This is a genomic window from Bacillus sp. TH19 (genome assembly GCF_016651075.1).
Taxonomy (GTDB): Bacteria; Bacillota; Bacilli; order Bacillales; family Bacillaceae_G; genus Bacillus_A; species Bacillus_A mycoides.
Map to the genome: position 1 here is coordinate 2,225,641 of NZ_JAEKEO010000007.1, position 12,811 is coordinate 2,238,451.

Here is a 12,811-nt window from a genome sequence, read left to right on the forward strand (position 1 = left end):
ATGTTTGTAAGATAAAAAGAAAAATCGAAACGACAAAGTAAGCGTTCCTATAATACAATAGAGAAGGATTAGACTATACGAAGAAAGCGTTGGTGAAAGTATGAAGCAACAAAGAAATTGGCTACAAGCAACTGTAGAACGAAATGAAGATAATACGTTACATATAAAGTGGGAAAATAATATAGAAGAAGTTCGTATTTATTGGAGTACTTCACCAGATCATATTGAAGAAAATGGAGAATTACTTGTAACAGTAAGTGGGGATTCAGCATGTACAATTGAAAACCCGAGTGAAAATGAGCGTCCATATTTTAGGTTAGTAGGAAGTAATGGACAAGCAGTCACAGTAGCTGAGCGTAGATTACCATTACAAGGTGCGTTTAACTTCCGTGATATGGGAGGATATGAAACGACTGAAGGCCGTAAAGTAAAATGGGGTAAATTGTATCGTTCTGAAGAATTAGCAGGATTAACAGAATGGGATATCGAGTATTTACAGAAGTCGGGTTTAAAGTTAATTTGTGATTACCGTACAGATTTTGAAGTGAAGCATAAGCCGAACCCAAGTGTTACAGGTGCTCGTCAAGTGTGCTTACCAGTTATGCAAGACTTGGCGAAAGACTTGAATATAAATGAATTTTTCCAAGTTGGTGACCTTTCTATGTTAGGGAAACCAGGCGAGTATCTTGTGAAAATGAATCAAGATTTCGTAAGTGGTAATGAAGCATTCGTGAGCTTCTTAAACTTAGCACAAAACCCGGAAAACTTACCGTTAGTAAACCACTGTACAGCTGGAAAAGACCGTACAGGATTTGGCTCAGCATTATTATTACTTTTACTAGGTGTACCGGAAAAAACAGTAATGGAAGACTACTTACTAAGTAACGGTTTCCGTGAAAAGTTAAATGAAAAAATGATGGCCTTGTTAGGTGCGAAATTACAGAACGACGAAAGTAGAGCAATATTAGGTGCGATGTTTGAAGCTCGTGCTGAATATTTACAAGCTGCGATTGATGAAGTTAAAAAGCAATACGGATCAGTCGAAGCATACGCTGAAAAAGCTCTTGGCTTTACGAAAGAATCGTTAGAGGAAATGAAAGTGTTATTGCTAGAGGATAAAGTGAAACTTTAATCAGTGGGGGGGGCATCCCCACTGATTATTAGCCTTCACCAATCGGACTGCCCGTTAATGCGGGATAAATAATGAGGAGGGAGGCTGATTGGATTAGCCTCCTTTTATTATTGTTGCTATAATTAAGCTATGAGAAAATAGGAATTGAGGCGAACATCATGAAATACAAAGTAATACTATTCGACGTAGACGATACATTATTAGATTTCCCTGAAACAGAAAGAAACGCATTACATAACGCGTTTGTACAATTTGGCATGCCTACAGGGTATAATGATTATCTTGCAAGTTATAAAGAGATTAGTAATGGATTATGGAGAGATTTAGAGAATAAAATGATTACGCTAAGTGAATTAGCGGTAGATCGATTTAGACAATTATTTGCTCTTCATACTCTAGAAGTAGACGCGCAGCATTTTAGTGACGTATACCTTGAAAACTTAGGAAAAGAAGTACATCTTATAGATGGTGCAGTGCAATTATGTGAGAACCTTCAAGATTGCAAGTTAGGTATCATTACGAATGGATATACAAAAGTGCAACAATCTAGAATTGGAAATTCCCCTTTATGTAACTTCTTTGATCATATTATTATTTCTGAAGAAGTCGGCCATCAAAAACCAGCGCGTGAGATTTTTGATTATGCTTTTGAGAAGTTTGGGATTACGGATAAATCAAGTGTACTAATGGTTGGAGATTCGCTAACTTCTGATATGAAAGGCGGAGAAGATTACGGTATTGATACGTGTTGGTATAATCCGAGTCTGAAAGAAAATACGGCAGGCGTTAAGCCGACCTATGAAGTGGAGAACCTGCTACAAATTTTAGAAATTGCGGAAGTGGCGGAAGAAAAGGTAGCTTCATTTTAATAGAGTTAAGATTTTTCGATTAGTTGATATATATTAAGTTACGGTAGATATATTTGAAAAATCGTTCATATAAGTTCATATACTATGATATGGAACAAAAAAAGATGGTACCAAGTCAAAATAATTTTACTGAAAGAAAACAGAAATAACACTAAATAATATATTTAGCTGTTTGTAATTGGTCATTACAAACAGCTAAAAAAAACGATTGCCTCTTAGGATCCAAGCAATCGTTTTTTTATTTTTTTCGGAGATGAAATTTGTATTTTTATACCCTATCTCCATCAAGTTTAAAAAATGTTTGTTCCCCAGTAATGAAAAAAATGAATTTAATTCTCATAAATAACTGTAAAGTGGTAAAAATTTCGTTTTGGGTGTAATTTAAAATCTTAAGTTAATGGGCATGGGGTGGACCCCTTTCCTTGTTTAGACCGGATATCCGCCTGTTGGCGGTGGCCAAGCACTAAATAATCTGCGAATCAGCACAATTTCTCCTAAATGGTAGGAGTTATGAGATGCAATATTCCGTAGAACACCGCCAGGGGTTTCACCAGGCCATTCCTCCAATGTTTTGTCCAATTGAACAGTTTGGGCGATCGTGCATGCCTGTTCAATCCCTTGAAGAAAATACTGAATAATCTGTTGCCACTCTTCCTCACTGCCAGGGCATTCTTCTTCAGGCCAGCTCTCTTTTACATGGGCAGGCAATGCAGGCTTCTTCCCCTGAGCGGATAATAAGAGAAAATCTTGCCAATAGGTCATGTGTTTCACTAATTGATAAATAGAATAAGGCAGTTCCTCTCTGCGTTTTCCCGCAAGCGCCACGTCTATATCCGACAAAGCATTCTTGATGGGAAGATGTCCTCGTTCCCCTCTTAACGATTTTACTAATGCCTGGCTAAACGCTTTATTTGATTGCTCCATAATAACTGACTCCCATCCTGTTTTATTTTCTAATTTGCTGATTTTATGATTCCGTCTTTTTTATATGTACTAAATAAATTATAGAAGCTTTACGACTATTAAGAGAAAGTAAAATAAGGCAAGAATCACTGACTTCTTAACGTACAGGAAATCGTAGGTTTTTATTTAATTAGTACCTTAATGTACAAATGTATTAACAGATAAATCAAAGGTTCGAATGACAACATTCAGGTCTGCGTTAATATCAGCCACTTTTGATTTTAGCTTTTCCGATCCCTCCTGAATTTTATCCAATTGATTTTATTGTGAATGAACTATGAGTTGATTATAATAATTAGAGTGAACTCTAAGTCAAGAAAAAAATAATAAAAGGATAGTTATTCTATTATGAGGGAGTTCGCGAAGCAAAAATAGCGCTACTATACTAAGGTCATTCACGTTTTATAATGCGATAATTAAATATTTATATATATATAGTTTCTCAGAGTGATGCGATGTCATGTATGAGCTGTGTAACAACTAGAGGTGAGTGAAGGATGTTAATGTTTTTATTTGAGTTAGACAAGGCTATCCCGCAGAAGGATGAGCCACGGTATGCCGCTTATGCAAATGGCTTTATTGAAGGGGATTTAACGATTCGCGTGAGTGACAGCGTATTTTTTCAGAAGTCATGCATGAAGGTTGCAGAGCTTGGCATTTATTTAGGACAGTGGATGGAACAAGTGCAACATGGGCAGAAAGAACAATTGAATTATGAAACGAGTGACCGTGAGGAAGTAATTCTCGGATTCGTATATGAAGAGGAAGATCAGTGGAGAGTTTTTTCCAGTTGGCAGCAATTTGAACTTCAAGAGCGTATATCAACTACAACATTAGTAGAGAGCGTTCAACGCTATTTATATGAGCTAAATAAGGAACTGCGCGCGATAGGATATCTTGTGACGTTTGATCAGTACTTAAGAGGAGAGCGAATGATGCAGCTTTCTTATAAACGACTGTGTGATAGTAAAGCGGATACGACTTCGATAGAGGTTTACAATGGAAGCGAAGGAGTAGGCGCAGTACGGGGCTATTATAAAAATACGTTGATGAAAGTGCTAGACTTCATTCCGAAAGTCGGTAGTAATATCATTTATGAAATAAAGGATAGTAAGAACAATATTCGCGTCATTGCAAAGGATGTAAGTAGGCAGCGTCAAAGAAGGATTTTAGTAACGTACATCGATAATAATGATGCAGAGCATGAAATACTTGTATGTGACGGAAAGTTATTAGATGCAAATTTCTTATTTACTTTTACATATAAGACAGAAGAATATGTTGTTCACAAAACTTCAATTGGGCTTGGAAAATTATTACGAAACGGCTATGTAATCGCAGATTGGAATATTCGTCTTGAGGAAGATATGTATTATATCGAGATGGATGTATATGATGAGGATTATATAGAGGATCAATACTTACTGTTAGGTGTATTTCATGCTGTTTTGTATGGGTGATAAAGTGAAACTTTAATCAGTGGGGGTCGTATTGCCCGTAAATAGTGGGATAAATGAGAAGTACCGGTATTCTTCATGGAAAGAATACTGGTATTTTTTATGTGGTTCTGGAAAAAGTACGGTATTTTCGTTGCAACATACTGGTCGCTTTGATGAATGTAGTGATAAAAACCATAAAAAATAGGCGTATCAAGCAAAGTGTTGATACACCTTAAAACTACATTGTTAAACAACATGCGTCGTCTAGTATATCTTTAATTACTTTAGATTCAGTATTATATATTAAACTTGGTGCCCTTTATTAATCCTCAAAAATAAAAACCTCATCAATCGTACTATGAAGTGCTCTCGCTATATCATGAGCAAGCTGTAAGGAAGGATTATATTTTCCTTTCTCGAGATGGCTAATCGTTTCACGACGTACACCAACTTTTTTCGCTAAATCTTCCTGCGTCATATGTACTTTGGCACGATATTCTTTTATCTTCGTTACGAACGCCATGGTGCATCTTCCATTTCATCAACTGGTTTATCGTAAAAGAACATAGAGAAACCGAACGTAAGAATGAGTGTGCTGAAAATAAGAGCGATATCAATCTCTTGTAGTGTAGGGCTTGGAAATAGCATTTCAATAAAGATAATGATAGCGGTAGTTAATAACGTAACGATAAAGGCGTTGCGGCAAGATTTATTGACGATTTGTTCAAACAGTTCATCGTGTTGAACCGTTCTATACGTCGTGAAAAAGGAGAAGAAACAGAACAGAGTAAACAATCCTTTTTCATAAAAAAATCCGAGAAACCCAAAGAAACCGAGAAATCCTAAATATTTAATCCAAGTCGTTTTCATGATAGATTCTCCTTTCGATGTTAGAAATAAAGTGAAACTTTAATCAGTGGGGGGTGTTCATCCCCCACTGATTATTAGCCTTCACCAATCGGGCGTTTACGGGCAGCAGGGCTCCTACCTAACTTCTTTGCTCCAGCCGAAATTTGAGGTGGGAGTCTTACTGCCAGTTAATGCGGGATAAATCACTATATGTTATAAATATATCACATATGGAAATTCATAGTAATAATAGTTTTGCGATTTATTTCATAATAATAGTAAAAAAGGTTAAATATTCTGTAAAATAAAAAGGGAAATATCGTAAAATGGATGTAAGGAGGGGGAGGACGAAATGTTAACTGGGATAATGATCGTTATATTACTTGTAGTTATTACTGTAATTGGAACGGTGTTAATTGGGCGAAATGGTGATGCGAATTATAGTAAAGCGACAAAAGGAAATATTAAACGACTTACGATGATTTATATAATACTAGCTGTTGTTTTAATTGTTGGATTAGGAGTTTATATTTATTTTAAAGGTTAAAAAAACTGAAAAATGTAAAAATCTATAAATATAAGTATGCTATAATGTTAATATAGTTAATTGGTAATTAAGGAAAGGATTGGATGTAATGATCGAAATTTTGAATGTGTCAAAAAGTTATAATGGATCTACCTATGCAGTAAAAGATTTAAGTTTATCTGTACCGAGCGGAGAAATCTTTGGGTTTTTAGGACCGAATGGTGCGGGTAAATCAACGACAATTAAGATGATTACTGGTATTCATGGGGTGGACAAAGGAACCATTACAATCAACGGTAAAGATATTATGAAAAATCCGATGGAAGCGAAGAAAACATTTGGCTATGTTCCAGATAGCCCGGATATGTTTTTACGATTAAAAGGGATTGAATATTTAAACTTTATGGCTGATATGTATGAAGTACCGAAGGAAGTAAGACAAGAACGAATAGAGTCATTAGCGAAGAAGTTTGATCTGTACAATGCTTTATCTGATCAAATTCAAAGTTATTCACACGGTATGAGACAAAAGATTGTTATTATCGGTGTGCTCGTACATGAACCAGATGTGTGGATTTTAGATGAACCGTTAACAGGTCTTGATCCGAAATCTGCATATATTTTAAAAGAAATGATGAGAGAACATGCTGATAAAGGGAAGATTGTATTTTTCTCGACACACGTATTAGAAGTAGCTGAAAAAATATGTGACCGCGTCGCGATTATTAATAAGGGAAATCTTCAGTTTAAAGGGAATTTAAATGAAATGAGAGATCATTTTGAATCCAATGAATCACTTGAAAAAATGTTCTTGGAGATGACGGGCAATGAGTAAAATTTGGACGTTAACGAAAGTATTATTGAAATTAAATTATGCAGATTTCATAACAGATAAAAAGAAAAGATGGGCGTATTTATTTTCATTTGCAGCCATTTTATTTGTAGGTTTTTTAATATTCGGTTCGATGACCCATGGAATATATGAAGGAATGATACACCTCGGACAGGATCCAGGGATTGTTATTGCGATGGGATTAGCAGTTGCTAGTATATGGGTATTTTTGATGAGTATTATGAACATTTTAACAGTGTTTTACTATAGTAATGATGTTGAAATGTTGCTACCGTTACCGTTAAAACCAGCGCAAATTATTTCGGCAAAGTTCTTTACAGTGTTAATTACACAATACGTAATGAGCTCGTTTATTTTATTGCCTATCTTTATTACTTACGGTTTAAAGAGTGGTGCTTTCATTACATATTACATTTATATGATTGTCATTTACTTATTCTTCCCGATCATTCCGCTAGTTTTAGCTTCGTTAATTATGACAATTATTATGAGGTATACGAATATAGCGAAAAATAAAGATCGAGGAAGTATATTTATTGGAATCGTAAGTATACTATTTATCGTCGGAATCAATGTATTTATGCAATGGAGAAATAAAAGTGCAGTATCTGGAGCTGGAGATTCAGTTGCGAATTATCTTACAAATAATCAATCCTCCCTTTTCATACAAATGACAAATTATTTTCCAACTACATATTTTGGTGCAATGGGATTAGTAGAAAATGCATCGTGGAAGGGAATATTATACGTACTAATATACATTCTTATTTCTATCGCATTTTTCGGTTTGTTTTATTACATTGCAGAGCGTACATATTTAAAAGGGGTTATTGGACTTTCAACGAGTACAGCAAAGAAAGAGGTAATTTCAGCAGAAGGTTTACAGAAATCAACAGTACAAAGTTCTCATTTAAAAGCATATGTGAAAAAAGAATTTAAAACGTTATTCCGTACACCACAATTTTTCTTAAACTGTATTGTGCAAACTTTCGTTATGCCAATTATGCTGTTTTTTGTTTTGTTTGTACAAGATGGAAATTTAAAATGGATTACGGAATATATTGATAATCCAGAATCAGCAGGTTTCGCAATTGGTGTTGGCCTTTGTGCATCCTTATTTTTAATGGGGAGTAACGTTATTGCAACAACGTCATTCTCACGAGATGGAAGCTCTTGGTTTGTGAATCGTTACTTACCAGTAAAGGCTTCGGATATCTTTTTTGCGAAAGCGATAACGGCCTGGTTAATTAATGTAGTCATTTTAGGAGTATTCGGTATTACAATGGCATTTGTAGCAGGTATTTCGCCAGTCTTCATGATACTTTGGTTCTTACTAAGTGCGAACGGTTTATTGTTAATTAATTTAATCGGTACACGCTGGGATGCACAAACTGCAGATATTCATTGGGATACAGAACAGAAATTATTTAAAAGTCGATATACAACTTTGTGGAATTTTTTAGCTAATATTTTAATAGCTTTAGTTATTGTAGCGGGTGTAAGTGTATTATACTTCTTCCTTCAAGTAGGACTTTGGATTATGTTTATCGTTTTATTTGTAATGTTTACGATTGTAAATTATATCTTTATTAAAATTTTAAAATTAGGCGCTGAGCGTATATTGTCAAATATTAATTAAAAAGGTAGATCCTCTGTATTCGTGCAGGGGATTTATCCATAGATGGAGGAGAAAAGGTGAAGAAAATAGCAATTGTAACAGGGGCAACTCGTCTGAATGGAATTGGTGCAGCTGTATGCAAGGTGCTTGCTCAAAATGGGATAGACATTTTTTTCACGTACTGGCCTCGGTACGATAAAGCGATGCCATGGGGAATGAATGATCAAGAGCCCTTTTTGTTGAAAAAGGAAATTGAAAGTTACGGCGTTCGATGTGAAATGGCAGAAATCAACTTATCGCAGTCTTATTCGCCTAATCGTGTATTGTATATGGTATCAGAACGTTTAGGGGATCCATCTATTCTTATTAATAATGCGGCGTATTCTACTCCTACGAAAATTGAAGAGTTAGATGTAGAACAGTTAGATAAACATTATACGGTCAATGTTCGTGCTCCTATGCTATTAAGTTCATTATTTATTAAACATTTTTCACTTAAAACGAGTGGAAGTATTATAAATCTTACTTCTGGGCAGTCATTAGGCCCGATGCCAGATGAACTAGCATACGTAGCAACGAAAGGAGCAATAGAAGCATTTACAAAGTCAGTTGCACCAGTTGCTATGGAGAAGGGGATTACAGTCAATGCTGTTGATCCAGGACCAACGAATACAGGATGGATTACAGAGGAATTACAGCATCATTTAGTATGGAAATTCCCGCAAGGAAGAGTTGGAGAACCGGTGGATGCGGCACGCTTAATTGCTTTTTTAGTAAGTGAAGAAGCGAAGTGGGTTACTGGGCAAGTCATTCATTCGAACGGTGGTTATTCATAAAAATATTATGTTAACAAGTGTTGAGAAATAAAAAAATTAGTAATTATTTTGTTTTTTGTATAAATAAAATGTCAAGAAAGATAAAAAATTGATAGGGGAGTATGTTGTCATTTGTAGATTGTAAATCTTCATGTGACAACATACTCTTTTCTTTTGCTACAGAGGAGGAAAATGTAGTAGAAAAAACTCGAATATTAAAATGAATTTATCGTTTTTTGTACGTATTATTATGAAGATTACTGTCGGAAAGATGGTGATTCGTATGAAAAGGGATTTTTTAAGGGGAAATAGAATCGTAAAGAGGAGGATAAAGTGAAACTTTAATCAGTGAGGGGGTGTTTATCCCCCACTGATTATTAGCCTTCACCATGATCTCGCACCTAACTTCCTTGCACCATCCGACTTCTGAGGTGGGGGTCTTACTGCCCGTTAATGCGGGATAAATTATATAAACATAGGGGGATTTATATGAAAATGAAAAAGGTCGCTATCGCATCAGTAGCAATTGGTACAATGCTTACAATGGCAGCTTGTAGTACCTCCACAGATAAAGATGCAGCAAAGAAGGATCAGGCAACTGCACAAAATGAAGAGCAATCGAAAACGACAAGTGCAGATGAAGCGTCAAAAACAACGAAAGACACTGAAAAAGACACAAATACTTCTTCGAATGAAAAAACAGATAAGGATGCAAAAAATACAAAGGAATCATCAGGAACAGAAAGTAACGGCAAAACAACAAAAGAAAAAGAAACGACAGGAAAAACGAATGATCAAACTACTAGCGGGAAAACAACAGATCAATCAACTAGCGGGAAAACGACAGACCAAACGTCAAGTGGAAAGACAACGAAAGATCCGAAGAAAAGCGTAGCTGTGAAAACAAATGTAAAAGAAGTCGTTACATTAATTGAAAGCTTAGACAAGCAATTAGCTGCAAATCCTAAATTAGAAACAGTTAATAAACTTGGAAAACAAATTAATGAGAAGTGGGATGTAATTGAAAAAGAGTTAGAAGCATCGCATCCGACTGAATATAAAACAATTGGCCAAAGTATGTATCCGTTAATTGTAGGAGCGGAGAAAGAAAAGATCGATATTAATAAAATGAAGTCATTAACGACGAAAACGAAAAAAGATTTAAATCAATTATTAACGAAGCTTTCATAGTTTCAAAAGCCTACTCGTGTGAGTAGGCCTTTTTAGTTTGTTGTACATTCTCGTTGGGTGTTAAGAAATAAAGCTTTCATTTAAAAGGAACATCACAATGATAAAAAAGAGTGATAACTATTAAAGATATTTTTTGATAGGAAGTCATATAAAACGCTCCCTTGTATTTATATTTGCAATTTAGTAGTTTTTAAAGTTCATTATTTTCTACAAAAATTTCATTTTGTAGAAAAGGGGAATGGATTGATATGTACGATAAAGAGGAAGTTTATGATGAAGAAATTGCACCGTTAATGCAGCAGATTCTTGAAATCTGTAAAAGAGAAGAACTTCCAATGGTAGCTCAGTTTTATCTCACTGAAGAGTCGCCATATGATGAGGAGTCAGTTACACCATTATATTGCACATCAATTATTATTCCTGGTGATCGTAACGATGAGGAAGGTATCCAACAATTGCAGGATATTGACGAGGTAATGAAATATGGAAAGAATGGTCCTCCATACTTTATGGCAGCAACAATACGAAAAGAATAAAAGAGCAGCTAGCAAAAGCTAACTGCTCCAATCGGTAATATTATTGCAAAAGTACTATTTTTCAAACTCGTCTAGTGCTCTTGCAGCAATTTTGACTTTAGAAAATGCACCACTGTTATTTTTAAATACAATCTGGTATTTACCATTAGGAAGCCAATCAGACCACTCAGTACTAAATTCATTAATAGTTTGTTGTCCAGGTGTTAACTTTCCGTTTGATAACCATCCACCTTTAGAATTATATAAATCATAACTGAAAGTTTCATTACCAATATTTTTAAGGAAAACTCTTAGATCCTTCCTGCCTTCATGGTTAAATTTGTAAATTCATGAACCGTAAAAAGCGAACTCTTCATTAGCCTCTAAAGCATATTGAACTGGTGGAAGTTGCACTTGATTAGACTCAGTACTTGCAGGACTTACCTTTGTTTCTTCGGTTGCCGCGAATGTTGAAGTTTGACCTAAGCCGATAAGAGATGCAGCAATTACAGGGATAGCTAAGAATTTTTTCAAGATAAACACTCCTTATGGTTTTTAATTGAGATTTGCTCTCAAACACATAATAACCAATTAAGATGAATAGTTTAATAGAAAAATATTATGTTTTACAAAAGTAAGCAATAATTTATAAATAACGCAACATATTGACAAAAAGTTAAATAAAATAATCCTTTTACTCAAAAAAAATCGCCTGTATACTAAGAGGCAATCTTTTTTGAGTTGTTTGTAATGGCTAATTACAGGTTTTAAATACTATTTAGTGTTATTTCTACTTTCCAAAACCTGCTCCATATTATTAGTCGCCCATTCCATCATTAAAAGGATAATTGGACGTAGCGACTCGCCTAGTTCGGTTAGCGAATATTCTACTTTAGGAGGTACTTCACGATATACCTCCCGATGTACGATGCCATCTGCTTCAAGTTCTCTAAGTTGAAGTGTTAACATTCTTTGGGTGATATTAGGTTTTAATCTTTTTAATTCATTAAATCGTTTCTTACCATCTAATAAATGATAAAGAATAACACCTTTCCATTTTCCGCCAATAACCTCGACCATAGCTTCTACTGGACAAGAATATTTATTTAAAAATGGATAATTTACATCATCTTCTTTTGAACTAATCATAAAAAGACTCTCCCTTAACAATAGTATCTTTTTTGATACTATAGCACATAAATGTGCGTACTTGTATCATTGTTACTTTAAAAATATAATTTGGTTAAATAATAATTTAATGAAAAGGGGATCTTTTATGACTAACACAAAACAAAATACAAAACAAAAAATTATTGAGGCTTTTAACTTTAGACATGCATGTAAAGAATTTGATCCTATGAAGAAAATTTCAGAAGATGATTTTAAATTTATTTTAGAAACAGGAAGATTATCTCCTTCTTCTTTTGGATATGAGCCTTGGAAATTTATTGTGGTACAAAATAAAGAATTAAGAGAAAAACTATTACCATATTCATGGGGAGCAGGTGGGCAGCTTTCAACAGCAAGTCATTTTGTCATTGTTCTTTCAAGAACCATCAAAGATATGCACTATGATGCAGAGTATATTCAGCACATGATGAAAGATATTATTGGATTGCCTGAAGAAGCTCAACAGATGAGATATGAATTCTTCAAAAAATTCCAAGAATCGGATTTTAAATTGTTAGACTCCGAACGTGCTGTATTTGATTGGTCATCGAAGCAATCTTATATTGCTTTAGCTAATATGATGACTAGTGCAGCTCAAATCGGTATTGATTCTTGTCCAATGGAAGGATTCGATAAAGAAAAAGTAGATTCTTTACTTCGTCAAGAAGGAATTTTAAAAGATGATAATCTTGAGGTATCAGTTATGGTTGCATTTGGATACCGTAAAGGAGAACCAAAATTTAATAAAACAAGACAAACTATGGATACTATTGTTGAATGGATTTAATAAGATAAATTTGTATCCATATAACGAAAAAAACGCTACCCTTTCTATAGAAAGGATAGCGTTTTTTTATGTCTGTTTTTAAAT

15 protein-coding genes are annotated in these 12,811 nt (G+C 34.6%); 10 read left to right on the plus strand and 5 right to left on the minus strand.

Features of this window, described 5'->3' with window-relative positions; all coding sequences use genetic code 11:
• Positions 1-100 precede the first annotated feature (100 nt).
• Together JFU54_RS15265 and JFU54_RS15270 are read left to right on the plus strand one after the other, a co-directional pair.
• A complete protein-coding gene (locus JFU54_RS15265; protein ID WP_201065072.1) occupies positions 101-1,132 on the plus strand; it encodes a tyrosine-protein phosphatase in 1,032 nt (343 codons plus the stop codon).
• 158 nt (positions 1,133-1,290) lie between these two features.
• Positions 1,291-2,001 carry a YjjG family noncanonical pyrimidine nucleotidase gene (locus tag JFU54_RS15270; protein WP_061689145.1) on the plus strand — a complete coding sequence of 237 codons (711 nt, stop codon included), beginning with the start codon at positions 1,291-1,293 and terminating at the stop codon, positions 1,999-2,001.
• A 426-nt stretch (positions 2,002-2,427) separates the two neighbouring features.
• On the opposite strand, the gene JFU54_RS15275 is transcribed toward JFU54_RS15270, so the two are convergent.
• Positions 2,428-2,925 (minus strand): DinB family protein, encoded by a 498-nt coding sequence (locus JFU54_RS15275; RefSeq protein WP_002013992.1) that lies wholly within the window; start codon positions 2,923-2,925, stop codon positions 2,428-2,430.
• A gap of 536 nt (positions 2,926-3,461) precedes the next feature.
• Here JFU54_RS15275 and JFU54_RS15280 point away from each other — a divergent pair.
• A complete protein-coding gene (locus tag JFU54_RS15280) occupies positions 3,462-4,424 on the plus strand; it encodes a tubby C-terminal domain-like protein (protein ID WP_201065074.1) in 963 nt (320 codons plus the stop codon).
• 301 nt (positions 4,425-4,725) lie between these two features.
• Here JFU54_RS15280 and JFU54_RS15285 read toward each other — a convergent pair whose 3' ends face one another.
• Together JFU54_RS15285 and JFU54_RS15290 are read right to left on the minus strand one after the other, a co-directional pair.
• Positions 4,726-4,926 (minus strand): helix-turn-helix transcriptional regulator, encoded by a 201-nt coding sequence (locus tag JFU54_RS15285; protein WP_002084410.1) that lies wholly within the window; start codon positions 4,924-4,926, stop codon positions 4,726-4,728.
• A complete protein-coding gene (locus JFU54_RS15290) occupies positions 4,914-5,273 on the minus strand; it encodes a DUF3796 domain-containing protein (protein ID WP_002013983.1) in 360 nt (119 codons plus the stop codon). Before JFU54_RS15290 ends, JFU54_RS15285 begins: the two co-directional genes overlap by 13 nt.
• A 331-nt stretch (positions 5,274-5,604) precedes the next feature.
• On the opposite strand from JFU54_RS15290, the gene JFU54_RS15295 reads away from it, so the two are divergent.
• From JFU54_RS15295 to JFU54_RS15320, 6 genes are all read left to right on the plus strand, one after another.
• Positions 5,605-5,799, plus strand: coding sequence for a hypothetical protein (locus tag JFU54_RS15295; RefSeq protein WP_002142517.1), 195 nt, complete (start codon positions 5,605-5,607; stop codon positions 5,797-5,799).
• Positions 5,800-5,887: 88 nt separating this feature from the next.
• The gene (locus JFU54_RS15300) at positions 5,888-6,613 is read left to right on the plus strand and encodes an ABC transporter ATP-binding protein (protein WP_002033261.1); all 726 of its coding nucleotides are present in this window, start codon (positions 5,888-5,890) and stop codon (positions 6,611-6,613) included.
• The gene (locus JFU54_RS15305) at positions 6,606-8,270 is read left to right on the plus strand and encodes a putative ABC transporter permease subunit (protein ID WP_016100989.1); all 1,665 of its coding nucleotides are present in this window, start codon (positions 6,606-6,608) and stop codon (positions 8,268-8,270) included. Before JFU54_RS15300 ends, JFU54_RS15305 begins: the two co-directional genes overlap by 8 nt.
• Positions 8,271-8,326: 56 nt before the next feature.
• Positions 8,327-9,085 (plus strand): SDR family oxidoreductase, encoded by a 759-nt coding sequence (locus tag JFU54_RS15310; protein WP_002013978.1) that lies wholly within the window; start codon positions 8,327-8,329, stop codon positions 9,083-9,085.
• Between the two features lie 468 nt (positions 9,086-9,553).
• Positions 9,554-10,255 carry a hypothetical protein gene (locus JFU54_RS15315; RefSeq protein ID WP_002167958.1) on the plus strand — a complete coding sequence of 234 codons (702 nt, stop codon included), beginning with the start codon at positions 9,554-9,556 and terminating at the stop codon, positions 10,253-10,255.
• A 248-nt stretch (positions 10,256-10,503) separates the two neighbouring features.
• Positions 10,504-10,791, plus strand: coding sequence for a hypothetical protein (locus JFU54_RS15320; protein ID WP_201065076.1), 288 nt, complete (start codon positions 10,504-10,506; stop codon positions 10,789-10,791).
• A 327-nt stretch (positions 10,792-11,118) separates the two neighbouring features.
• On the opposite strand, the gene JFU54_RS29775 is transcribed toward JFU54_RS15320, so the two are convergent.
• Both JFU54_RS29775 and JFU54_RS15330 read right to left on the minus strand, forming a co-directional pair.
• On the minus strand, positions 11,119-11,304 hold the full coding sequence (locus JFU54_RS29775) for a hypothetical protein (RefSeq protein ID WP_242489429.1): 186 nt from the start codon (positions 11,302-11,304) through the stop codon (positions 11,119-11,121).
• A 240-nt stretch (positions 11,305-11,544) separates the two neighbouring features.
• Complete coding sequence (locus tag JFU54_RS15330) at positions 11,545-11,919, minus strand: winged helix-turn-helix transcriptional regulator (protein ID WP_002013973.1); 375 nt, start codon at positions 11,917-11,919, stop codon at positions 11,545-11,547.
• 127 nt (positions 11,920-12,046) lie between these two features.
• On the opposite strand from JFU54_RS15330, the gene JFU54_RS15335 reads away from it, so the two are divergent.
• Complete coding sequence (locus tag JFU54_RS15335; protein ID WP_061674355.1) at positions 12,047-12,727, plus strand: NAD(P)H-dependent oxidoreductase; 681 nt, start codon at positions 12,047-12,049, stop codon at positions 12,725-12,727.
• Positions 12,728-12,811: the final 84 nt, after the last annotated feature.